The sequence below is a fragment of the Streptomyces sp. NPDC059832 genome, assembly GCF_042731715.1.
Taxonomy (GTDB): Bacteria; Actinomycetota; Actinomycetes; order Streptomycetales; family Streptomycetaceae; genus Streptomyces.
The window spans coordinates 22,504-45,322 of record NZ_JBHWIY010000021.1 but is presented as its reverse complement, the minus strand read 5'-3'; the positions used below and the strand labels follow the sequence as shown (position 1 = coordinate 45,322).

Annotated in this window: 23 protein-coding genes and 1 pseudogene; 12 read left to right on the top strand and 12 right to left on the bottom strand. The window is 69.0% G+C overall.

The features are described from left to right. Positions 1-124: 124 nt before the first annotated feature. The gene (locus ACFV8T_RS29895) at positions 125-337 is read right to left on the bottom strand and encodes a DUF4287 domain-containing protein (RefSeq protein ID WP_385333578.1); all 213 of its coding nucleotides are present in this window, start codon (positions 335-337) and stop codon (positions 125-127) included. A gap of 112 nt (positions 338-449) precedes the next feature. Continuing rightward, complete coding sequence (locus ACFV8T_RS29890; RefSeq protein WP_385333575.1) at positions 450-1,127, bottom strand: DUF998 domain-containing protein; 678 nt, start codon at positions 1,125-1,127, stop codon at positions 450-452. Between the two features lie 122 nt (positions 1,128-1,249). Between ACFV8T_RS29890 and ACFV8T_RS29885 the strand changes: the two genes are divergently transcribed. The 4 genes and pseudogenes from ACFV8T_RS29885 to ACFV8T_RS29870 all read left to right on the top strand — a co-directional run bounded on the left by ACFV8T_RS29885 (position 1,250) and on the right by ACFV8T_RS29870 (position 4,947). Continuing rightward, positions 1,250-1,870 (top strand): TetR/AcrR family transcriptional regulator, encoded by a 621-nt coding sequence (locus tag ACFV8T_RS29885; RefSeq protein ID WP_385333572.1) that lies wholly within the window; start codon positions 1,250-1,252, stop codon positions 1,868-1,870. Between the two features lie 367 nt (positions 1,871-2,237). Further along, positions 2,238-3,044 carry a maleylpyruvate isomerase family mycothiol-dependent enzyme gene (locus ACFV8T_RS29880; RefSeq protein ID WP_385333569.1) on the top strand — a complete coding sequence of 269 codons (807 nt, stop codon included), beginning with the start codon at positions 2,238-2,240 and terminating at the stop codon, positions 3,042-3,044. A gap of 200 nt (positions 3,045-3,244) precedes the next feature. Beyond that, positions 3,245-4,451: pseudogene (locus ACFV8T_RS29875) on the top strand (FAD-dependent oxidoreductase). Positions 4,452-4,461: 10 nt separating this feature from the next. Next, on the top strand, positions 4,462-4,947 hold the full coding sequence (locus tag ACFV8T_RS29870) for an HIT family protein (RefSeq protein ID WP_385333567.1): 486 nt from the start codon (positions 4,462-4,464) through the stop codon (positions 4,945-4,947). A gap of 174 nt (positions 4,948-5,121) precedes the next feature. Here the strand turns inward: ACFV8T_RS29870 and ACFV8T_RS29865 are convergent, their stop codons facing one another. From ACFV8T_RS29865 to ACFV8T_RS29850, 4 genes are all read right to left on the bottom strand, one after another. Beyond that, the gene (locus ACFV8T_RS29865) at positions 5,122-5,463 is read right to left on the bottom strand and encodes a DUF5713 family protein (RefSeq protein ID WP_385333564.1); all 342 of its coding nucleotides are present in this window, start codon (positions 5,461-5,463) and stop codon (positions 5,122-5,124) included. Positions 5,464-5,661: 198 nt separating this feature from the next. After that, a complete protein-coding gene (locus ACFV8T_RS29860; protein WP_385333561.1) occupies positions 5,662-7,089 on the bottom strand; it encodes an amidase in 1,428 nt (475 codons plus the stop codon). Then, positions 7,086-8,501, bottom strand: a complete 1,416-nt coding sequence (locus ACFV8T_RS29855) for an MFS transporter (RefSeq protein WP_385333559.1) — start codon at positions 8,499-8,501, stop codon at positions 7,086-7,088. Before ACFV8T_RS29855 ends, ACFV8T_RS29860 begins: the two co-directional genes overlap by 4 nt. 52 nt (positions 8,502-8,553) lie before the next feature. After that, positions 8,554-9,756, bottom strand: coding sequence for a CaiB/BaiF CoA transferase family protein (locus ACFV8T_RS29850; RefSeq protein WP_385333556.1), 1,203 nt, complete (start codon positions 9,754-9,756; stop codon positions 8,554-8,556). Between the two features lie 132 nt (positions 9,757-9,888). Between ACFV8T_RS29850 and ACFV8T_RS29845 the strand changes: the two genes are divergently transcribed. Next, on the top strand, positions 9,889-10,509 hold the full coding sequence (locus tag ACFV8T_RS29845; protein ID WP_385333554.1) for a helix-turn-helix domain-containing protein: 621 nt from the start codon (positions 9,889-9,891) through the stop codon (positions 10,507-10,509). Positions 10,510-11,005: 496 nt separating this feature from the next. Here the strand turns inward: ACFV8T_RS29845 and ACFV8T_RS29840 are convergent, their stop codons facing one another. The 3 genes from ACFV8T_RS29840 to ACFV8T_RS29830 form a co-directional block, all read right to left on the bottom strand. Next, complete coding sequence (locus tag ACFV8T_RS29840; protein ID WP_385333551.1) at positions 11,006-11,539, bottom strand: hypothetical protein; 534 nt, start codon at positions 11,537-11,539, stop codon at positions 11,006-11,008. 161 nt (positions 11,540-11,700) lie between these two features. Further along, entirely contained in the window at positions 11,701-12,387 is a 687-nt protein-coding gene (locus ACFV8T_RS29835; RefSeq protein WP_385333548.1) for a class I SAM-dependent methyltransferase, read from the bottom strand. A gap of 301 nt (positions 12,388-12,688) precedes the next feature. Next, entirely contained in the window at positions 12,689-13,363 is a 675-nt protein-coding gene (locus ACFV8T_RS29830) for a TetR/AcrR family transcriptional regulator (RefSeq protein WP_385333545.1), read from the bottom strand. Between the two features lie 95 nt (positions 13,364-13,458). Between ACFV8T_RS29830 and ACFV8T_RS29825 the strand changes: the two genes are divergently transcribed. Further along, entirely contained in the window at positions 13,459-14,265 is an 807-nt protein-coding gene (locus tag ACFV8T_RS29825; RefSeq protein WP_385333542.1) for an enoyl-CoA hydratase/isomerase family protein, read from the top strand. Between the two features lie 101 nt (positions 14,266-14,366). Beyond that, complete coding sequence (locus ACFV8T_RS29820; RefSeq protein WP_385333539.1) at positions 14,367-14,708, top strand: VOC family protein; 342 nt, start codon at positions 14,367-14,369, stop codon at positions 14,706-14,708. A 74-nt stretch (positions 14,709-14,782) separates the two neighbouring features. Here ACFV8T_RS29820 and ACFV8T_RS29815 read toward each other — a convergent pair whose 3' ends face one another. Together ACFV8T_RS29815 and ACFV8T_RS29810 are read right to left on the bottom strand one after the other, a co-directional pair. Beyond that, positions 14,783-15,730: an aminoglycoside phosphotransferase family protein gene (locus ACFV8T_RS29815; protein ID WP_385333537.1), complete on the bottom strand. Its 948-nt coding sequence runs from the start codon at positions 15,728-15,730 to the stop codon at positions 14,783-14,785. Positions 15,731-15,815: 85 nt separating this feature from the next. Beyond that, entirely contained in the window at positions 15,816-16,421 is a 606-nt protein-coding gene (locus ACFV8T_RS29810; RefSeq protein ID WP_385333534.1) for a GrpB family protein, read from the bottom strand. Between the two features lie 90 nt (positions 16,422-16,511). On the opposite strand from ACFV8T_RS29810, the gene ACFV8T_RS29805 reads away from it, so the two are divergent. Continuing rightward, positions 16,512-17,000, top strand: a complete 489-nt coding sequence (locus ACFV8T_RS29805) for a GNAT family N-acetyltransferase (protein WP_385333531.1) — start codon at positions 16,512-16,514, stop codon at positions 16,998-17,000. 51 nt (positions 17,001-17,051) lie between these two features. Here the strand turns inward: ACFV8T_RS29805 and ACFV8T_RS29800 are convergent, their stop codons facing one another. Further along, a complete protein-coding gene (locus ACFV8T_RS29800) occupies positions 17,052-17,708 on the bottom strand; it encodes a TetR/AcrR family transcriptional regulator (RefSeq protein WP_385333528.1) in 657 nt (218 codons plus the stop codon). 239 nt (positions 17,709-17,947) lie between these two features. On the opposite strand from ACFV8T_RS29800, the gene ACFV8T_RS29795 reads away from it, so the two are divergent. The 4 genes from ACFV8T_RS29795 to ACFV8T_RS29780 are packed head-to-tail and all read left to right on the top strand — an operon-like array spanning position 17,948 to position 22,794. Then, complete coding sequence (locus tag ACFV8T_RS29795) at positions 17,948-18,505, top strand: (2Fe-2S)-binding protein (RefSeq protein ID WP_385333806.1); 558 nt, start codon at positions 17,948-17,950, stop codon at positions 18,503-18,505. Next, positions 18,502-19,494, top strand: a complete 993-nt coding sequence (locus ACFV8T_RS29790) for an FAD binding domain-containing protein (RefSeq protein WP_385333526.1) — start codon at positions 18,502-18,504, stop codon at positions 19,492-19,494. The genes ACFV8T_RS29795 and ACFV8T_RS29790 overlap by 4 nt, the downstream gene beginning before the upstream one ends. Then, on the top strand, positions 19,491-21,653 hold the full coding sequence (locus ACFV8T_RS29785; protein WP_385333524.1) for a xanthine dehydrogenase family protein molybdopterin-binding subunit: 2,163 nt from the start codon (positions 19,491-19,493) through the stop codon (positions 21,651-21,653). Before ACFV8T_RS29790 ends, ACFV8T_RS29785 begins: the two co-directional genes overlap by 4 nt. Next, positions 21,646-22,794: an XdhC family protein gene (locus tag ACFV8T_RS29780; protein WP_385333521.1), complete on the top strand. Its 1,149-nt coding sequence runs from the start codon at positions 21,646-21,648 to the stop codon at positions 22,792-22,794. Before ACFV8T_RS29785 ends, ACFV8T_RS29780 begins: the two co-directional genes overlap by 8 nt. The last annotated feature ends 25 nt before the right edge of the window (positions 22,795-22,819 follow it).

Below are 22,819 nucleotides of genomic sequence, written 5' to 3'. Positions count from 1 at the left end.
CTGGACAGGGTGACCGCCGATCCGGCCGACGGCCCGGCGGGCGCGCGGTTTGAAGGTCGCCACCCGCAAGGGCGAGCCATGGATCACCGTGCCGACACCTCCCGCGGTCCGGGGCGAGGACGGTTCACTTGCCGCTGTCTTCGGCGAGCGTGTGTGCGACGAGGGCATTGGCGTGGCCGTGACCGAGGCCGTGCTCGGCCTTGAGCCACGAGACGAGCTCCATGTGTTTGGTCAGGGAAGAGGACCGGATGAGGTCCTTCCACTCCGTGATCGGACGGCCGTACTTCTTCTCGATCGAAGGGAAGTAACTGGCAGGGCCCTTTACCGGTTCAGTCATGTCGCAGTGTCCCATCTCTCCATGCTTAGTGATCTTGGATTGTCGCTTCGTTCTCGCCCGCCCTGCAAGCCACAGGGGACTCCGCCTGTCCTGCAAGCCACAGGGGCTCCGCCTAATGCTGAGCCGTCGGCGCGGCGGCGAGAAGCCGGGCCGACACTGCGGTGAGCCAGAGGAGTCCGAGTCCCGCTCCGGCCGTGAAGGCCAGGACGGCGACAGAGGAGCTTGCGAGGCCCACGAGAACTCCCACCGGCACGAGGCGGCAGGCGATGGCCCAGCCGCGCTGCCGCTGGGCGGCGAAGAGCCTGGCCAGCACGAAGGACGCGGCACACAACGCGAGGAAACCCACCATCCCGCTGAACATGTGGACGGCGCCGTGCGCACTCATCGAGGCGGCCGATCCCTCCGGGGTACCGGCCGGGAACCCGGCGCCGGCGTCGGCGGTGAACACCCCCGCAAGAAGGAACGAGGCGCCGAACACGCCTACCAACCGCGAGGCCCGGACCCCACCGGGATCGTCGCGCAGTGCCTGCCGTATCCCGATCGCACCGGCGATGGCCAGCACCCCGGTGAGCAGGAAGCTGGTCACCTGGATCCAGCCCAGGCCACCGAGGCTGAGCTGGCTTATGGCGTTGCGGGTGAAGTCGAAGCCCTCACGGGCGAAGCCCTGAATCAGGCCCGCACCCAGGAACAGCGGGCCCGCCGCGATACCGCCGGCCAGCAGCACCCGCGTCGCCTGCCGGGTCGAGATCGTGGAACTGGCAGTGATCGGGGCGTTGTTCGTCCGGGTCATGGAAGTCCTCCTCGGTCGCGATTACCGCACAGAACTAGACGGTTCAGTACCGCCAAGAACTGGACGGTACAGTACTCATGGATGAACTGGACTGTCCAGTACTGTCAGGTCAGGGAGACGGCATGGAAGCGAACGAGCTGGGCCGGTCGGCACGCAAGCGCCAGGCGATCATGGAGGCCGCGACCAGGGTGTTCATGGAGAAGGGCTACTCCGGCACGAGCATGGACGACATCGCGAAGCTGGCGGTCGTGTCCAAGCAGACCGTCTACAAGCACTTCTCCGACAAGGAGAAGCTGTTCGCAGAGATCGTCCTGGCCACCACCGACCGCATCGACGGCGTGATCGACCTGGTGGCCGACATCCCGTCCGACGCCGATGCGCTCGACGAGAACCTGACCCGCCTCGCCCGGCAGTTCCTCACCACCCTCACGCAGGCCCAGGTACTTCAGCTGCGTCGCCTGGTCATCGCCAACGCGGATGCCTTCCCCGAGCTCGGCGCGGCCTGGTACGAGCAGGGCTTCGAACGAGTACTCGTCACCCTGGCAGCCACGTTCCAGCGTCTCGCCGAGGACGGACTGCTCCGGATCGACGAACCGCTCCTGGCCGCCAACCACTTCTCCGGTCTGCTGCTGTGGATCCCGGTGAACAAGGCAATGTTCCACGGCGGCCCCCAGCACACCCAAGCCGAACTCGACCGCTACGCCACCGCCGGCGTCCGCGCCTTCCTCGCCGCCTACCGCTGACCCCCTGCGCCCCTGCGCCCCCGATGCACGCTTCGTCCGGCCGCCCCCTGAAGAGGCAACGCATGCCACGGCCCGAGCGCATGGCTCTGCACGATGGCGTACGGCTTTCCTGCCACGCACCCGAACTCATTCACACACTCGCACTGGTCGATGCTGCGCACCCGCAGCCCTCATCCGGGTGTTCCCGCTGAAATCGGCGGATGGCGCGGCTGATGGCCCATACCATTCCCTGCACGGAAGGTGGCAGTCCTCATCCTCGGCGCGGCCGGGTCGGCGAGGGCAGGGCGCGCGGCCAGTTCCGCGCGCCCGCCGCGTCGGCCGTGAAAATCCCTGTCCGATTGTCGGAGCACGATGAAAGACAGTCAGCGTGCAAAAGACTCCGGAATTCCCCGTTCTGCTGCGGCTGATCAACGAACGGTCGGTCGTGTTCCGGGCCGCGGTCGCCTCCGCGCCCAGCCTCGACGTGCAGGTGCCGACCTGCCCCGAGTGGAAGCTGCTGGATCTGGTACGGCACCTGGGCGGGGTGCACCGCTTCTGGGCCGCCACCGTCGCCGCAGGGCCTGCCGACGCTCCCCCGGCCGAGAGGTCCGGGCAGATGGCCCTCACTGCGCCCCGGGAGTGCGAGGCCCTGCTGGCCTGGTCGGCCGAGTCCACGGAGCTGCTGCTGAGCGCACTGCGCGAGGCCGGCCCGGATCGGGGCTGCTGGACGTGGTGGGGTGGGTCGCAGTCGCCGCAGACCAGCGGTGCCGTCGCCCGGCACCAGGTCCAGGAGGCCACGGTGCACACCTACGACGCCCAGATCACCGTGGGCGCCCCGCAGCCCCTGCCGGAAGAGGCGGCACTCGACGGTGTCGACGAGTTCCTGTCCACCTGCTGCGCGGGGCCGTACACCTGGCCGTACGAGCCCGCTGTCGTCGACTACCACGCCACCGAGGGCCACTCCTGGCGCCTCGCGCTCGCCGCCGACGGCGTACGGGCCACCCGTCTTCCCGCGACCGGAACGATGCCCGCCACCGCTGCCGGCGAGGCCCCGGACGCGGCCGACGCCTCCGCCCGGGGCACGGCCGGTGAGCTGGTCCTGGCCCTGGAAAGCCGCATTCCGGTGGACTCCCTGAAGCTCGACGGCGGCCGACGTCTCTTCGACCTGCTCCTGGCCTGGGACCCGGATGAGTAGGACCTGACGGCGCGCCACCTCACGCCTCCGAGGGCCCGATCCGCAGGGCGCGGACCTGCCGCACGATCGAACCGGACGCCGGGCTGAACGCCGTTCCGGGGCCTGTGAGTTCGATGTCGGCGGCTTGTCGGCTGGGGCCGGCACCTTTCCGGAAACGGCCGCCGGAGATCACTGGGCGGTCCCGACCCCGAGGAGCCCCCATGCGCACCCCCGTCACGATCATCGGCGCCGGACTCGGCGGACTTACCCTGGCCCGCGTGCTGCACGTCCACGGAATCCCGGTCACGGCCCACGAGGCCGAGTCCTCCCCCGACGGCGCGCACGCAGGGCGGGATGCTCGACATCCACGACCACAACGGGCAGCTCGCCCTCAAGGCGGCCGGCCTGATGGACGAGTTCCACGCCATCGTCATCGAAGGCCGCCAGACGATGCGGCTCGTCGAGCAAGACGGAACCGTCCTGCACGAGATGGCCGACGACGGCACGGGCGGAACGCCCCGAGGTAGAGCGCGGGGAGCTGCGACGGATTCTGCTCGACTCTCTCCCGGCCGACACCATCCGGTGGGGGCACAAGGTCAGCGGCACCCGTGCCCTCGGCGAGGGCCGTCATGAGGTGACGTTCGCCGACGGCGGCACTGTCGTCACGCGGCTGCTCGTCGGTGCGCACGGTGCGTGGTCGCGGGTCCGGCCGCTGCTCTCCGACGCCACACCCGAGTACGTCGGCACGTCGTTCGTCGAGACCTACCTGTTCGACGCCGACACCCGGCACACCGGCACCGCGAAGATGGTTGGCGGCGGGTCGACGATCGCGCCCTCGCCGGGCAAGGAGATCTTCGCTCACCGGGAAAGCAGTGACACCCTGCACGCCTATGTGGCACTGTCCAGGCCGCAGGACTGGTTTACCGCCATCGACTTCACCGATGCCTCCGCTGCGGCCACTCGGATCGCGCGGGAGTTCGACGGCTGGGCGCCGGAGCTCACCGCGCTGATCACGGACGCCGATACCACGCCTGTGCTGCGCCCTCACTACGCTTTGCCGGCCGAGCACCGGTGGGCCCGGGTGCCGGGGGTGACCCTGCTCGGCGACGCCGCCCACCTCGCAGCCCCGAACGGCGAAGGCGCCAACCTGGGCTCGACGGCGCCGAACTCGGCAATGCCCTCGCCACGTCCCCCGACGACATCGAAGCCGCGCTCGCCGAATACGAGCAGGCGATGTTCGCCCGCAGCACCGCGGCCGTCACTTTTGAAGGCACCGAGGTGGTCCAGGGAATCGACTCCGAGAACAACACGCCTCAGGCCATGCTCAAGATGATCACCGAGCAGCCCGGCCTGATCGCCCGGACCATTCCCAACTGCACGGCTGCACGAAGATGGCCGTCGGGACGCAATTCGCTCGCGTTCGCATGACTCTTCTGATGTGGTGACCGGCACGGGTACTTCGGAGCATGAGGAGGCGGCTGTGGCGGGTGACGGATGCATCTTCTGCGCGATAGGGCGCGGTGAGGCGGATGCCAGCATTGTCCATGAGGACGAGTCGGTGATCGCGTTCATGGATCTCCGGCCCGTCAACCCAGGCCACTTGTTGGTCGTTCCCAAGACTCATGCGGTGGGGTTGGAGGACCTTCAGGAGGACGACGGCGTCCAGGTCTGGGAAGTGGCGCACCGACTCGGGCGGGCACTGCGCCGATCAGGCCTGCGGTGCGAGGGCGTCAACCTGCTCCTCGCGGATGGTGAAGCGGCATTCCAGGAAGTCTTCCATGTGCACCTCCACGTCATCCCCCGCTTCGCAGGCGATCCATTTCGCATAGGCGCCGACTGGCGCGTTCATGAGCGGGAGCAGCTCGACGAGACGTCTGCTGCTGTCCGCAGCGGTCTCGCCGCCCTGGACGCCTCGCAACGTTGACGCCCGATCGGCGGCGGAACTCAGCGATCGTCGGTTGTCAGTCGCAGGAGTGGATTCGCAGTCGGACCGCCGCACAATTGCCCTGGCCGGGTCCGCAATCGAAGGAGACCCGGCCCGGGGGAGCGGCCCGCCGCGGATCGACAAGGCCGACCGCCTCGGTCATCCGGTCGTCGCTCACCAATCCCTGGCGGCGATCAGCTCCTCCGTATCGGCGTCCGAGAATCCGTAGACCGACGCCACGAACCAGAAGTCCTCGGCTATCTCCTCCCGTGCAACGGTCTCGATCTCGCTCCCTGCCGCCTCGAACTCGGCCTCCAGCAGATTGAACTCCTCTGTCGCCGCCTCCGTGAGCACGTACAGGGCGGGCAGATCCGCAGGCCGCACTGCCTCAATCCGCTCGCACAGCCTCAGCAGGATCGCCCTGCCCTTGTCGACGACGTGATCCGGAAAGTATTCGTCCGTGTAGAGCTGTTGCAGAAAGGCATACTCAGTCACCTGCTGGTTCGTGACCGGCATGGCGCCTCCGTCTCCCTCGAAGAACCGACGTGCCGATCATGCACCACGCCACTGACAGGCCCGGCTCAAGACTCGACACCGGCAGGGCCGGGCGGAACTGCTTCAGCAGAGCGACAGCTGTATGCCGATCCGGCTCGGAAGGCCGCCTGTCGGCGAAATGCATCTCCTCGTCCTCGGCACAGTCGGCGGCCCGTCGCATCAGGCGAGGGTGGCGAAGGCAGGGGGATGCAGAGTGCCCTCGGCGGTCTCCACCACCTGTGCGGCGCCGAGCAGCAGGTCCTCGCGGTGGTGTCGGGCGACGAGTTGTACCGCGCAGGGCAGGCCGTCCGGACCCAGACCGGCGGGGACACTGATTGCGGGGTGCCCGGTGTCGTTGAAGACGGAGGTGTAGGAGATCGGCAGCGTCCGCTCACGCACAGCTGTTGTCACGTCCGGCCCCTCCGCGAGCCATGCCGTTGTGGGCACGGTGGGCATGAGCAGCAGGTCGAACCGGTCGAAGAGTTCGGCCGTCCAGCGGTCGAGCAGGGAACGGTGCGCCCAGTAGGCGGCGAATTCGGCCGGTGCGATGTTGCGGCCGCCATCAAGGAGGTCGGCGAACCATGGTTCGAAATCGGCGCGTCGGGTGGTGAAGTCGTCGAGGACACCGAGGAGCCGGTTGTGGGCCAGGACTTTCTGGCGCAGTTGGAACGGCGCGGGAAAGTCCGCGGCTCCGGGCAGCGCCGCGTCGTCGTCCCGTACATCGTGGCCCTGGGCGCGCAGGATGTCCGCTGTCCGTTCGAGGGCACGCAGCATCTCTGTCCGGGGTGCGGCCACGCCGAGTGTGTGCAGGACTGCCACGCGCAGGGCGGGCAACGGTGTGCCGAGGCCGTCCAGGTACGAGGTTGCCGGTGCGGGCAGCGAGTACGGGTCGGCCGGGTGGTGTCCTGCGGCCACGTCGAGGTGCAGCGCGGTGTCCGACACGGTGCGGGCCATGCCGCTGAGGCATGCGTGCTGCGGCCAGCACGGCATGCGGGAGGGGCCCTGAGGGATGCGGCCGCGGCTCGGTTTGAGGCCGACCACGCCGCACAGTGCCGCAGGGATACGGGTGGAGCCGCCGCCGTCGCCGGCGGTGGCGAGGGCCACGAGCCCGGCGGCCACGGCTGCCGCGGCGCCGCCGCTGGACCCGCCCGGTGTCCGTTCCGGATTCCACGGGTTGCGGGTGATGCCGTGGGCGTCGTTGGCGGTGTGCACTGCGGCGCCGAGCGGCGGCAGGTTCGTCTTGCCGATGACCAGTGCGCCGGCCGCACGCAGCCGAGCCACGTGCAGGCTGTCGCCGGTTGCGGGCGGGCTGTTGTGGTAGGCGCTGGTGCCCCTGCTGGTGGGGAAGCCCTCCGCGTCCTCCAAGTCCTTGACGAGGATGGGCAGCCCTGCCAGCGGGCCGGGGTCCTCGCCTCGGGAGATCCGTGAGGTGAGGGCGGCGGATTCGGCGAGTGCCCGCTCGGGGTCCAGCGCGACGACGGAGTTGAGTGTGGCGTCTGCCGTCCGGATCCGGTCGAGGGTGTGGCGCATGAGCTCCTCGGGCGACAGCTTTCGGCGGCGTATGAGATCGGTGAGTTCGGTCGCGGAGGCGAAGGACAGATCGGTCATGACAGGACGGGTTCCTCTGCAGTGCGGGAGTCGTTGGGAGTGGTTGCGGCTTCCAGGCTCAGGCCGGTGGTGCCGGGGCCGAATGCGATGGCCACGCATCCGCCGACGAGGCTGAGGACGGCTAGAAAGGTGAACACGGCGGTGTACCCGAGCCCGCCGAACACCGCGGCAACCAGCATGGGGGCGGCAAAGTTGAAGATGCGTGACAGGGCGTTGGCGGTGCCGGACCCGAGCGCACGGATACGAGTGGGGAACACTTCGGCCGAGTACACCTGGAGGAAAGGCACGGCCATTTGGAAGAGCAGGCTGACCACGCATCCCAGGACGAGGACGGCTGCGGGGGCCCTGACGAGCCCGAAGAGCAGCAGCATGGTGGCGGTCAGGATACCGAGGACCAGTTGGGTGCGGCGGCGGTCCCACCGGTCGATGAGCGGGACGGCGACGAGGGCACCCAGCGGTGCGGCGGTGGCCAGGGCCGCGGACAACAGCAGTGTGTCGTCGAGATCGAGGCCGGTCTCCGAAAGGAGGGTGGGCGTCCAGGTGTTGTAGGAGGAGTAGGCGAGCAGTCCGGATACCCACATCGTCGCCACGACGAGGAACCGGCGGCGTTCAGGGCCCACCAGCAGCTCGGTCATACGGGGGCGGGCCGGTACGGAGACGGGCGGTGCGGGGACCGGCGGTGCGGAATCAGTCGGCTCGGCAGCGGGCACGGTGCGCGGATCCGCCCCGCACTGCCGCTCGATGGACCTCACGATCTCGTCGGCCTGGGCGAAATCGCCGCGGGAAGCGAGCCAGCGGGGGCTCTCGGGGACCCAGCGGCGGATCATCCAGGCGAAGACGACACCGAACAGGCCCAGACCGAAGACCAGTCGCCACCCCCAAGTCCACTGTGGTACGAGGAAGTAGCCGGCCCAGGCGGCGATCGGGATGCCGAGCGAGCCGACCGCGACCTTGTAGGTCTGCAGCCGTCCGCGGGCGGTGGCCGGGACGAATTCGGTGAGCACGACGATGGCCACGACCGCCATGCCCTGCGCGCCGAAGTGTGCGGCGCAGCGGACCACGATCAGCTGCCAAGGGCTCTGCACGAGGACGCACAGCGCGGTGGCCGCGCAGTAGACGGTGACAAAGGCGAGCATGGTGCGCCGACGACCCACCCGGTCGGCGAGGTAGCCGCCGAGGATGCCTCCGGCGAAGGCGCCGAGCTGGCTCACGCCGGCTATGAGGGCGACGGCCGAAAGCGACAGGCCCCATTGCTCTTTCAGGGCGGGTGCGACGAACGCGAAGGCGTAGGTCTCCACCCATTCGAAGAGGATCATTCCGGCCAGGGCGATGACCAGTCTGCGGTGGAACGAGCTGAGCGGGAGCCGGTCGAGCCGGTCCCCGAGTGCGGCGGCTTCGTACATGGCAGTCATGGGATGCATGACCTCCGGGAGAGTGGCGGAGCAGCGGGTGCGGGACGGGGGGTCAGATGACGCCGTCGGAGCTGAGGGCGGCGAGTTCGTCCGGGCTCAGGCCGAGCACTCCCTGGTACACCTCGGCGTTGTGCGCGCCGAGAGCGGGGCCGGTGGAGCGGATGCTGCCCGGGGTCTTCGACAGCCGGGGCAGGGGGGCGACCATGGAGAGTTCGCCGAAGTCCGGGTCTTCGACGGTGACGAGCGTGCCCCGCTCCCGGTAGTGCGGATCGGCGGCGATGTCGGCGATGCTCATCAGCGGCGAGGCAGGAACGTCCGCCTCGCTGAGCAGCTTGGTCAGATCGTCCGCGGTGCGGGTGGCGGCCCAGTCGGCAATCATCGTGTACAAGGCATCGGCGTTCTCGGCCCGGACCGCGCGGGTGGCGTACTCGGGGGCGTCGGCCAGCTCCGGTGTTCCCATGAGGGTGGCCAGGCGGCGGAAGAGTGCGTCGGTGCCCGCGTGAATCGAGACCCGGCGCCCGTCGGACGTGGTGAAGTCGCTGGCGGGAACGATCTGCGGGTTGCGGTTGCCCATACGCTCCCGAATCCGGCCGGTCGTCGCGTACGAGGTGAGCGCGTCCTCCGAGGCACGGAAGCCCGCCTCGTACAGCGCGAGGTCGATGACCTGACCGCCACCACCCGCCGTGTCGCGGTGGTACAGCGCCGTGACCACGGAGAAGGCGCCGAGATAGGCGGCCATGTAGTCGATCGTGGAATAGCCGCTGCGTACTGGGGACCGGTCGGCATCACCGGTCACGTATGTCAGGCCGGCGAAGGCACTCGCGATCCGGTCGAAGGAGCCCCGGTCGCGGTAGGGGCCGGTCAGCCCGTATCCCGTCACGTACACCAGCACGGTGTCGGGGGCGAGAGCGTGCAGCGCGTCCGGATCCAGTCCCCATGAACGCAGGGTGGGAGGGCGGTAGTTGGTGATCACGACGTCGAAGTGCGGGACCAGCCTGCGGACGAGGTCCTGTCCCCGTCCGGTGCGCAGGTCCAGGGTCACCGACTTCTTGTTGCGCGCCTCCTGGGCCCAGTACGGGGATCGCGCTCCGGCCTTCGCACCGCGGGTGAAGTCGCCGCGCCCGGGTTCTTCGACCTTGACCACCTCGGCGCCGAAGTCGCCCAGGAAAGTGGCCGTGACCGGCGCGGCGAGGACGGTGGACAGGTCGAGGACGCGTATGCCCGCCAGAGGAAGTGCTTGAGGGAGTGTCGGCATGGATGCCCCTTCACATCTAATTCACGTTCCGTTATTAACGAAACGTTGTTAGCGGGACCATAAGCTGGTCACTGGAGCGTGGCAAGGGGCTGCGACGAGAAAAGCCATCCAGGGACGGACGAGGAGCAGGGCATGAGCGAGACCGGCAGGACGCGGCGGCGACGGCGCACCCGCGAGGAGACCGAGGCGGACCTGCTGGCGGCCGCGCGCCGACTCCTCCAGCGCGACGGCGTGCTCGCCGGGGTCAACCTCCGGGAGATCGCCACCGAGGCCGGGGTCAACCACGGGCAGATCTATCAGTACTTCGGCACCCGGCAGGCCCTTCTACGCGCCGCCGCCGCCGACCTGGTACAACGTCAGGCCGCCGACCAGGACGGTCATTGGGAGCTGCCGTTCGCCGAGCGCCGACAGGCCATGTTCCGTCATCGCCTGGGGGAACCCGAACTGGTAAAGCTCGAAGCGCTGTTGGCGCTCGACGGCGATGGCGACTTCTCCCCGCTGCCACGGTTCACGCAGACCCGCCAGAGTCTGGAACGGGACAGGGGCGAGGGCTCACTGCCCGAGGACGCCGACGCAGTGGCCGACCATGTGATGACGGCCGCCGCACAGATGGGTTACATCATCTTCCGCGAGGCGTACGCCCGCGACACCGGAGTCCCCCTGGAAGAACTCGACGAGCGAGCAGCCCGCGCGTTTGCGCGCATGGTGGCCGGGCTCACCACCCCGTCGCCGAGGCAGGGGCCGCCGGAATGACACCTCAGTGCCGCGCACAGGGCCCTGCGTTGCCCGCGCCATCACGACCACGAGCCCCGGCAGCCCCTGCCCTTCCAGCACCCTGGCGACCGGCATGCCCAGCCGGTTGCAGCACGTTTGGATGACCGGCACACCTTCCCTGGTTGCGGGCCCCGCCGACCGGCACACACAGCAGGTCGTACGGCGGGGCGGCACGAGATCCGCGCACCGCCGGCGCGTGATACGCATGCCGACCTCGGTCGGCGGGAACCGCACACCGGTGATCGCCCAGCCCGTGCAGGCGACAAGGACCCCCAACAAGGAATGGGAATGGCGTCGTGGCAACGGCCACCACTCGACCCACCAGGGCTGGTCAGCCCTTCACCCGCCGGTCGCTCGGGCTGCGGAGCAGGACGTGACGGCTGGCTCCGGGTCGCGAGCGACGTGGCGCGAGGACGACGACCCTCGGGCGAGACCGTACGGCTCAGCCGTCCCGGGACCGCTGCGGGCGCCAGCCCTAACGCTGTTCGGCGACGTGCTCGCTCAAAAAGACACCTGCGTGGGCGGCAGCCTCCTCCTTCGTTGCGTAGTACGAGGTGCCGTCGGCCTCATCGCATGTTCCATCAGCCCCCCTTCCGGCCCATCGCCAGCCACCCGATGACGGATCCCGGAACAATTCCGCACTGCCGCCACACAGTTCGATCCGACTCGGCTCCGCTTCCGCAGGAGTCGACCTGTCGAGGGCGTCGGGCCATTTCTTGCGAGCACCCTGTCGAGTGATACCCCAGGCAGCACCCAACTGCTCATAGCTCGCGCCATAGGACCCGGCGGTCCCTGCTGCGATTGCCGTCAACCGCTTGACCTCCGCGTCCACCACCTTCCAGGTGCTGAGGATCGACAGAGTCACATCGATGGGTTCGGCATCCCACATCCGTTCTTCAGGAAGTCCGGTCACCCGGGCACGCATGGCCGAGGCAAGTGGGTTGAGGGCATCGAGGAGAGCCTTGTCGAGAACTGTCTGTTCCGCAGTAGTGATCTCAGGCAGCATCATGCGACAACTTTAGTTACCAGAGATGGCAAGCGCAACTAAAGTTACCGACGTAACGAGAGATCCGCGTCGCCGTCAGGCTCCCGACCCCTCACCGTGCACACAACACCGGCGGCGCCCCACGGATCCGCGATGGCCCCCGTGGAGCGGATGGTTCGCTACGTTCACCGGAGCGCCGAAGCACCAGAGCACCGGAGCGGCTCCGGCTTGTGGGCCAAGAAGCTGACGATCGCTCTCTTCCCCTCTTCGGCGGGCTCCTGCACCAGCCGCGTGGTCACCACGAGCCCGGCCCGGTCCAGTAGTTCGGCGATCCGGTCGGCCGGCAGCAGGTAGGAGTCGAAGAACGCGGGATGGTCGCCGTAGGCATTCTCCACATGCCGATGCTCGCCGTTTCCCGCCCGCCCGACGACCATCAGATGCCCACCGGGCGCCAAGGTGCGCTGAAATTCGGCGAACACGACCGGGAGCAGCTCCGGCGGCGTGTGGTGAGTTGAGTAATAGGCCAGAATGCCGCCGAGCTCGTTGTCATCGATGTCCAGCGCGGTCATCGAGCCCACCGTGAACCGCAGGTCCGGATGTGCTTCGCGTGCCAGGCCGATCATCTTCGGCGACACGTCGATCCCGCATGCCGACACCCCCAGTCCGGCGAGATGCGCCGTCACTTTGCCGGGGCCGCAGCCCAGGTCGGCGACGTCACCTCGGTCGGCGGTCCGCACGAGTTCGGCGAACGCGGCCAGCATCGCACGCGATATCGGATCAAGATCATCGGGGGCAGGTACGTACTCCGCGTAGTCGGCGGCGACGGTGTCGTACGACTCCCGGACCGCCGCAAGGTAGGAGGGTTCAGTCACGCAGCCAATCTAGACCCGCGCACTGACAGTGCCTGAGAGGCCGCTGTGCGCATGCTGCTCGCATGGTCCGTCCCAGACGAGCGAAGGCGGCCCGGCCCCACTGTCGGCCACGCAGTTGGAGGAGGAAGCCGCCCTCCTCCGCGTTGAACTCTCGCCGCAGAGTTTCGATCGTCCCGTCCATGAGATCAGATCATGACATTCGAAACCAATCATCGGGGACAACGGTGCCTCCGGCTGTGAACGCAGCGAGGACGATTGTCACGGAGAGCCAGGGCACCGACCGGCTTCCTGTCCCTGCCCGTCACCCGGGCCGGTGCCTGCTCCCCGGGGGGCTCGATGGACTATCCGGCCTGCCTTGGGCGTGGGCGTCGCGTACGACCATGCAGGCACGGGGCCGCACGCCGGTGATCACGACATCGAGCAGGTGACCGGCTTGCCTCTCCCCGTCCCGCACCCGCTCGGTGGCAACCGCGATCCCGTTGGCCAGATTGAGGAGATCCGAGATCGTGATGTCGTGCCGGGCCGCACCCGCCTGCTGCGCCCGGTGCAGGAGTTCGCCCCCCGCCGCGCGCACTTCGTCGTGCCGCGCCTCCACGTGATGTCCGGGCTCGGCGAGATCCTCGGACAGCAGCGCGGCAAGGCCACGAAACGTGTTGTTGTGCTCCACGACTGCCCGTACCCACGCTTCGAGGGCCTGCCCGGGTTCACACTCGGTCGAGAGCCGACGCGCTCGTGCGCACAGGGTCTGGACCCGTTCGTCCATCACCGCAACGGCCAGTGCGCGTCGCCCCTGGAAGTGGCGGTGCAGCGTCGCCGAACCCACCCCGGCGTGCTGGGCAATCCGCTCCAGGGAGACCGACACGCCCTCTTCGGCGAACAGTTGGCCGGCGGAGGCCACGATCCGCTCGCGGCTGATCCGGGCATCAGCACGTACGGGTCGGCCGTCGCCCGCGCGTTCCTCGTTCGCCGACTGCATTGTTTCCCGCCTTTCTCATCAAGTGGGGTCTGACCCCACTTAGTGTGGCAGAGTGTCGGATCCAGGCTCCTGCCGACCGAAAGGTTCGATGCCCCGTGCCCGATGCACTGGATGATCGCGACAGGCTTCTCGGCGGCTTCGTGGAACGCCCGCCCCTGAAGCGGTACGCGGCCGCGTACGCCGAACACTTCGCCATCCACCGGGACTCGGGAGTCGTCGAGATCCGCATGCACTCCAAGGGTGGACCGGCGGTCTTCTCGCGCGGGCTGCTCAACGCCTGGGGACGAGTGCTCGCGGAGGCCGGCGCGGACCCCGACAACGAGGTCCTGATCATCACGGGGACCGGCCGACAGTGGATGGCCGGGATCGATCCGCGGTCGTTCGCGGAACCGTTGTCGCAGTGGCCCGGCGACCTGCTGTACGAGCAGTATTCCGACGGCGCACGACTCCTTGAGAGTCTGGTCCTCGGTATCGACGTCCCGACCATCGGAGTGCTGAACGGACCCGGTCCACGCCAGGAGTTGGCCCTGATCTGCGATATCACTCTGTGTGCCGACGACGTGGTGATCGCCGACGGCAATTTCGCCGCCGGGTCGGTGCCCGGCGACGGCATGTACCTCGCTCTGGAGGAACTCCTCGGCACCAAACGGGCCGCCCATCTCGCCTACACCGGCAAGGGAATCGATGCCGCGACCGCACTGCGGTGGGGGGTGGTCAACGAGGTGCTGCCGAACGACCAACTGACGCACCGGGCCCACCGACTCGCAGAGACAATCATGGCCACTCCCCGCACCTCCCGCCGGCTCACCCACGCGGTCGTCAGCCGCCCATGGCGACGCCGGATCACCGAGGAACTGCGCAGCGGATATGCACGGCAACTCCTCGCGAGCAGCGGCACGTAGAACCTCTCCGGTGGATGCGGGTCACACAAGGCCCTGGCGCTGCCGCGAACACCTCGACACAAGCAGAGAACCAAGCCCTACGAGAATTCGAGGCACCGACGATGAAGATCGACTCAGTGATCGCAAGGCAGCGTGTCGACGACCTGGACGCGGCCATCGCCTTCTACGAGAGAGTGACCGGCGAGACAGCCGCCCGCTTCGCGTTCGCCGGGGTGAGTCTGGCGAGCATCGGTCCCTTCCTCCTGTTCAGCGGGCCGGACGAAGCGGTGCAGCGGGTAGCCGGTGTCGGGGCCACTCTCGCGGTCGCCGACCTGGACGCGGCGGTCGAGGAAGCGATGGCGGCAGGGGCCACCGTGGTGATGCCCGCTCAACCCACCCCCAACGGCCACCGTGCGGTACTGCGTCACCCCCACGGAGGCGTGTACGAGTACGTCGGCCCCTGAGCGGCCCACCGCGTCCGAGACCGTTGCGCGGTGCCGTTGTGCGTACGCATCGCCGTTCCCCGCCGATTCAAATCCTACTTCCGGGCGATGTAGGGACGCTCGGCGAGCAACTCCGCGAGGGAGTCGATAAGTTGCGTGAGCCATTCCAATTGTGAACCTCCGCGTGCCCTGCGAAATCCGTGGCGGCGACCCCAGAAAGCGCTTTGGACCGCATGGAACTGAGCCCAACGTCGGGCGCGTTCGGGATCGACTTCGGCCGCCTCGGTGAAGACATGCAGGGTCCGGAACAGCGCCCTTCGCAGGTCGCCCGCTTCGAGGAACGCCGGCGCCCGCGCCTTGAGCAGCGTGCCGCCGTCGTATGCGGGGTCTCCTGCGTACCCCTTGGGGTCGACGGCCAGCCACGGCTCACGGTCGGCACGCAGGATGTTGCGAGCATGCAAGTCGCCGTGGATGAGGATGTCCGGCTGATCGCGGCCCAATTCCTGGGCCGTCGCCACGGCGGCGTCGACCACGTATCGGGGCAACGTGTGTGTCAGCTCTGCGGCGTCCTGCCGGAGTTGGGCAGCCCAGGCATCGGCCTGGTCCCGAAGCCGGGGCAGTTCAGGCGGTGCGGGGATGGCCAGCCGATGACTGATCAGCCCTGCGATCCTCATCACCTCATCGCTGTCTTCGACCTCCGCCAGGGTCGACGACCGGACTCGCTCCAGGAGCATCGCGAAGTGCTCGTCGTCGCGCTCGTGCAGCAGCACCGCTCCTCGTCCGCCCCAGGCCGCAAACGCGTCCGGTTCATGCACGTTGCCGGGATGGGGAAAGGACACCTTCACCACGGCCGCCCCCTCGGCCGGCCGCCGCACCGGAACGATGACCCCGACTCCCCCATGCATGACCTCACCGTCCGGCACGCAGTCCCAGCGCCCCAGCAGCTCCTCCACGATCCCGGGCAGCTCGGCGAGCCAAGCCGCACCGGGCTCGCCCTCGCGCTCGACCGTGCTCCGCACGAACGCCTCTGGCACTTCCATCATCCCCGCACCCTACGCACCGGCCCTCTGTGAAGGCGGGACGGGGGGCACCTCCCACGTCCCGGCGCAAGGCAACGGTGCGATTGGCTCAACTCGCGGGAGACTTGCGCGATGCGGTACGCCCCGGCGGTGGCTGCCACCCTGTTGCCGCCGCCCAGCTTTCGGCCGCAATCATCAGAATCTCGGTGGCCGGGGCCTTGATCTGCCCGTAGTCCAGCAGGTCCGGCACACTGCGGGCCAGACGTCGTTTGAACGCCCCCCACTCCCGACGGGCGGCCTCATCGGCGCGCAGATAGTCACGGAACAGGAGAGCGAACCGGCAGTTCGGTGCACCGTCCTCGCGCAGGTGGACGCTGCAACTTCGCGCACCCACGGGCGGGGCAAACACCAACTTACGGCACTCCTGCCCGCCCGAAGTCTCCGCCCGGTTCCACGGCTCGGGACGGCAACGGAAGCCCATCGCGGCAAGAAGCCCGATCTGCCGGGCTTCTTGAATCGAGTCGACGCGTACCTGAATGTCCACACAGTCCTTGGCCGCCAGGCCCGGCACCGCCGTGGACCCGACGTGGTCGATCGCACGTGCGTCGTTCCCCAGAGCCTTGTACAGCTCCCCTGCCAGCCGCTCGAAGTCCACCGGCCACTGCGACTGGTACTCCAGTACGGCCACTGCGGCCGCCTCATCGGCAAAGGGCATGCCCCCAGCATGAACCCTCACGCGTGTTCCGAGCGCTGAACGACCCGAATCGAGGTGCGCGACCAGCGATGCAACTGACATGCTCCGCACGTGAACGACGTCGCGGCCTTCCAGATCTCCAAGATCACCGGCTCGGCCGAGCTGGCAGGCATCACCGCCGGGCTGATCGGCGCGCTCCCGTCATGGTTCGGTATCCCGCAGGTCAACGCGGAGTACGTGGAGTCGGCCAACCGTCTCTCCGGACTCGTCGCCCGCACCGACACGGAGTCGATAGGTGTCCTGCTGTACCAGCGGCACTTCGCCGAAGCAGCCGAGATCCACCTGATGGCGGTTGCCCCGTCATGGCATCGGCGAGGTGTCGGTAGGGCACTCGTCGATGAGCTCGTGTCCGAACTCACCCTGGACGGCTGCCGGTTGCTCCAGGTGAAGACGTTGGGAGCCACGCACCCCGATCGCGGCTATGCCCGGACCAGAGCCTTCTACCGGTCTGTCGAGTTCTTTCCGCTGGAGGAGACGAATGACCTGTGGCCCGGAACTCCCTGCCTGATCATGGTGAAGCCGCTGGCGCGCCCGACCTGAGCCCGCCTTCGCTCCATCCGGCCCGCAGCCCCAACTTCCGCCCGCTGCCGATCAGTCCACTCTTCGCACCGTCTGTCCGCAACCACCGGCCCTGGTCTCATCCACCGCGGTCTCGTCCCGCACGCATCCTCCCGCTCCGGGAGCCCCCACCCGCAGGCCGTCCATCACAAGGTCCAGAAGTCGCTTCGCACGCGGCTGCCAGTCGCTGTGCGGGTCGATCTGCCAGAGCCCGGCGATGAAGAGCACGAAGTCGTCGGGGGTCACCCCAGGACGGATGGTGCCGGCCTGCTCGTTCGCGGTCAGCAGCAGTGTGACCGCCCGAGTCACCGGGCCGTGGCCCAACTGGGCCAAACTGCCGTACTTGCCGGTGGACTTGCGCAACGCGTCGGCCAGGCCGGCCTTGGCCATGGCGTACTGGGCGAGACGGTCCATCCACTCCCTCAGCGCCCGGTCGGGCGCTCGGGTCCGGAGCAGTTGGTCCGCGGTGTCGGCCACCTGCTGCATCTCGTAGCGGTAGACCTCCAGGACCAGGGCCTCACGGTTGGGGAAGTTGCGGTAGAACGTCCCCTGCCCGACGCCCGCCTTCTTCGCGATCGCGCTCAATGGTGCGTCCGCTGCCCGGGTCAGCTCGGCCAGCGCGACTTCCAGGATGCGTTCACGATTACGTTGCGCGTCCGGGCGCAGAGGCGTGCTCTTCTCGTCCCGCACTCGTCCTCCTCCCGGAAGCACGGACGAGTCCGTCCTTGCTGAGCGGACAGCTGTCCGCTAGGTTCGACGATAAGCGGACAGCTGTCCGCTTGGATTCACCATAGCGGCAGATCCGGCCGGTGCGGCCGACCTGCGCCCACCGTCAATGGTTCCTTCACCGTCATCGCCCTCTCCCTCCCGGAATGTCCACCGGGATCGTCTCGTTCGACGCGCATCAGCAATGCGAAAGAAGGCTGATCATGACCCCATCGACGTCCAGTGCCATCACCCTGAACATCAATGGCGAGAAGTACACACTGCCCGTCGACCATCGCACCACCCTGCTCGACGCCTTGCGCGAGCATCTCGACCTGACCGGTTCCAAGAAGGGCTGTGACCAGGGTCAATGCGGCGCCTGCACGGTGATGATCGATGGGCGCCGGGCTGTTTCCTGCCTCCAGCTCGCGGTCGCGGCCGAGGGGCGGGTGATCACCACCATCGAAGGCGTGGCCGATGGCGAGCAGCTCCATCCCATGCAGCAGGCCTTTCTCGACCTGGACGGCTTTCAGTGCGGTTACTGCACACCCGGGCAGATCTGCTCGGCCATCGCGGTGATCGAGGAACACGCGGCGGGCTGGCCGAGCGCGGTGACCGATGACGTCCGGCCCGAGGCGGGGGTACCCGCGCTCAGCGCCGAGGAGATCCGCGAACGCATGAGCGGCAATCTGTGCCGTTGTGGCGCGTACGTGTCGATCGTGCAGGCAGTCGCGCAAGCGGCGGAGTCGGCCGGGTCCCAGAACAAGGAGACAGTGGCGTGAGGGAATTCGGCTACGAACGCGCCTTCGATGTTTCCGGAGCGGTCGCTCTGCTCGGTTCCGACCCCGACGCCCGCTTCCTCGGCGGCGGCACCAACCTCGTCGACCTGATGAAGGCCGGCGTGGAGAGGCCCGCGCTGCTCGTCGACATACGCGAACTTCCGCTCGGTGAAGTCGAGTTCGTCCCGGGTGGCAGACTGCGCATCGGAGCGACCGTCACCAACAGCGATCTCGCGGCTCACCCCGAAGTCCGGCGTCACTATCCGGCTTTGGCGCAGGCCGTCCTGGCCGGCGCATCGGGGCAGCTGCGCAACATGGCCACGGTCGGCGGGAATCTGCTCCAGCGCACCCGTTGCGGCTACTTCACCGACATCAGCAAACCATGCAACAAGCGCTCCCCCGACAGTGGTTGTCCCGCCGTCGACGGCGAGCACCACAACCACGCGATCCTCGGCGCCTCCGAGCACTGCATCGCCACCCATGCCTCGGACATGGCGGTCGCGCTCGCCGCCTTCGACGCCGTCGTCTCGTACGAAACGGCCGGCGGTCCGGGCGAGTTGCCGATCACCGAGTTCTACCCGCCCGTGGGCGACACGCCGCACATCGAGACCGCTCTGCCGCCCGGCGCGCTGATCACCGGCGTGACACTGCCGCCCGCTCCGGTCGCCGCCCACTCGCGATACCGGAAGGTACGTGAGCGCGCTTCGTACGCGTTCGCGATCGGCTCGATCGCCGCCGCGCTCGACGTCCAGGACGGTGTCGTGCGCGAAGTGCGTCTGGCGTTCGGAGCTGTCGCGTCGAGGCCGTGGCGGGCCCGGACGGCCGAGCGGGAGCTGATCGGCGGACCGGCGAGCGCGGAGGCGTTCGCCGCCGCGGCGGATGCCGAACTGGCCGCCGCCAAGGCCCTTCCCGAGAACGGCTACAAGGTGACGCTGATGCGCAACCTCGTCGTGGCCGTGCTGACCGAGCTCACCGAGGAGGTCTCCCGATGACCACGACGACCGGGGTCGCCACCGTGGCAGGAGCCGTCGGCTCCGCCCACACCCGCGTGGAGGGCCGTGACAAGGTCACCGGGGCGGCCCGCTACGCCGGAGAGGTTCCCTTCACCGAACTGGCCCACGGCTGGCTGGTGTTGTCGACCATTGCCCGTGGCCGGATCCGCTCCGTGGAGGACGGCCCCGTCCTGGCCATGCCCGGCGTCCTGACCGTGCTGCACCACGGGAACGCGCCACGCGTCGACACCGATTACATGGGCATGCTGGGGCGGCCGAACCCGATCCTCGGGGTCTTCCAGCACGATCGCGTACCCTTCGTCGGCTGGCCCGTGGCATTGGTGGTGGCCGATACGTCCGAGCAGGCCAGGGAGGCCGCCGAGGCGCTGGTGGTCCGGTACGACGAGGAGCCGCACGACGTCGCCTTCCACGCCGGCCGTTCGCACGCGTACACGCCGGAGAACACCCCGATGGTCCAGGCCGAGACGGAGAAGGGGGACGTGGAGGCGCAACTCGGCGCCTCCGCCGTGGTCGTGGACGCGGAGTACACCACTCCGGAGGAGCACCACAACCCGATGGAGCCGCATGCGGCAACGGCCCGCTGGGACGGCGGCCGACTCGACGTCATCGACTCCAACCAGGGAAGCACCTGGGTGGCGAGCGAACTGGCACAGCTCTTCTCCCTCGATCCGGCCTCCGTGCGGGTCCGGTCCGAACACGTCGGGGGCGCCTTCGGATCGAAGGGACTGAGCCCGCATCAGGTGGCGGCCGTGATGGCCACGACCGTCCTTCACCGTCCGGTCCGCGTCGTACTGACCCGCCGCCAGATGTTCTCGCTCATCGGCTACCGCAGCCCCACGGCGCAGCGGATCAGGCTCGGTGCCGATGCCGATGGCCGGCTGCTCGCCTTCGACCACCAGGCCCAGAACCTCACGTCGACCGTGCGTGAATTCGTCGAGACGAGCGCCGTGCTGGGGCGCGTGATGTACGACGCCGAGGCGCATCACACCCTTCACCGGCTCGTCCGGCTCGACGTGCCGACCCCGACGTGGATGCGCGCGCCGGGCGAGGCACCGGGATCCTTCGCCCTCGAATCCGCCCTCGACGAGCTGGCCGAGAAGTGCGGCATCGACCCGATCGCGCTGCGCGTACGCAACGAACCCGAGACGGGTCCCGTGTCCGGGCTGCCGTTCAGCAGCCGCAATGTGCTGGCCTGCTTCGAGGAGGGCGCCCGCAGGTTCGGCTGGGCGGACCGGGACCCCCGTCCCGGCGTGCGCCGTGAGGGGCGATGGCTGCTCGGGACCGGAACGGCGGCGGCCACCTACCCGTCGGGGGTCGGGCCGTCCACCGCGGCCGTGACCGCGGAGGCGGACGGAAGCTTCACCGTACGGATCAACGCGGCGGACATCGGTACCGGGGCGCGGACCGCGATGACCCTGGTCGCCGCGGACGCGCTGCAGGTGGCCCCGGACCGCGTCCGGGTGCGCATCGCGGACAGCGACCTCGGCCCGGCGATGATCGCCGGAGGCTCGATGGGAACGCGCTCCTGGGCGTGGGCGGTGACGATCGCGGCGGGCGAACTGCGGGAGCGTCTGGCCCTGGGTGGCGGCATTCCGCCGGAGGGAATCACCGCCCGGTCGGACACGGCCGAGGCCATCGGCGCTCTCGCGCAGCAGGAACGCCACTCCTTCGGAGCACAGTTCGCCGAGGTCGCGGTGGATGTGGACACCGGTGAGGTGCGCGTACGACGGCTGCTCGGCATCTATGCCGCGGGCACCATCGTCAACCCGCTCACCGCCCGCAGCCAGCTCATCGGCGGAATGACCTGGGGGCTGTCCATGGCGCTCCACGAGGAGGCGATCAGGGACCAGGCATCGGGCGGCCACGTCGGCGCCGACCTCGCCGGCTATCACTTCGCCGCGCACGCCGACGTGCCGCTCATCGAGGCCGACTGGGTGGACGACCCCGTCCCGGGCGATCCGGTCGGGATCAAGGGCATCGGCGAGATCGGCATCGTGGGCGTGGCCGCCGCGATCGCCAACGCGGTGTGGCACGCGACCGGCGTACGCCACCGGGACCTGCCGATCCGTCCGGACCGCGTCCTGCGCGCGGCGGACGAGGCCCGGCGCCGGGCGGCGGGAGGAGCCCGGAGTGCTTGACATCGCCGAGGAGCTGAGCCGGTGGTTCGAGGAGGGCCGGGACTTCGCCGTCGCCACCGTCGTAGCCGTCAGCGGCAGCGCGCCGCGCGGTCCCGGCGCCGCCCTGGCCGTCGCCGGTGACGGCACCGCCATCGGTTCCGTCTCCGGCGGTTGTGTGGAAGGCGCGGTGTACGACCTGTGTGTCCAGGCGCTCGGGGACGGGCGGACGGTACGCGAACGGTTCGGGTACGACGACGAGGACGCCTTCGCGGTGGGGCTCACCTGCGGCGGCGTCGTCGAGGTCCTGGTCACGCCGGTGCGTGCGGACGCACCGGTGTTCCGGGCCGGGGTGTCGGCCGCGGTCCGAGGAGAACCGGCGGCCCTCGCCCGGGTGGCCCGGGGCCCGGTGGGCCTGCTCGGCCGGGCACTGCTCGTCCACTCCGACGGATCGTACGAGGGCAGCCTGGACGGAGATCCGGAGCTGGACCGGACCGCGGCGGCCGAGGCCCGCGCGATGCTGGACGCCGGCCGCACCGGCACCGTCGAGATCGCGGAGGACGGATCGCGCTGTCCGGGCGGTGTGACGCTGTTCGTGGAGTCGAGGGTGCCGCCGCCCCGGATGATCGTCTTCGGTGCCGTGGACTTCGCGACGGCCCTCGTACGGGCGGGCAAGTTCCTCGGCTACCACGTGACCGTGTGCGACGCCCGGCCGGTCTTCGCCACTCACGCACGCTTCCCCGAGGCCGACGACCTCGTGGTCGACTGGCCGCACCGCTATCTCCGGCGCACCGCGACCGACGAACGCACCGTCCTGTGCGTGCTCACCCATGACGCCAAGTTCGACGTTCCCCTCCTGGAGACCGCCCTGCGGCTGCCGGTGGCATTCGTCGGCGCGATGGGCTCGCGCCGCACCCACGAGGACCGCAATCGCCGTCTTCGCGAAGTCGGCGTCAGCGGACCCGAGTTGGCCCGCCTGCACTCTCCGATCGGCCTCGACCTCGGCGCCCGTACGCCCGAGGAGACCGCCCTGTCCATCGCGGCGGAGATCGTCGCGGCGCGCCGGGGCGGCACGGGTGTTCCACTGACCGGCTCGGGCACACCCATCCACCATGACGTGGACGGGAGGGAGGCGGGCGAGGCCCGTTCCCGAACGGCGGCGTGACCTGACGGAGGCCGGGCGCGGCCGA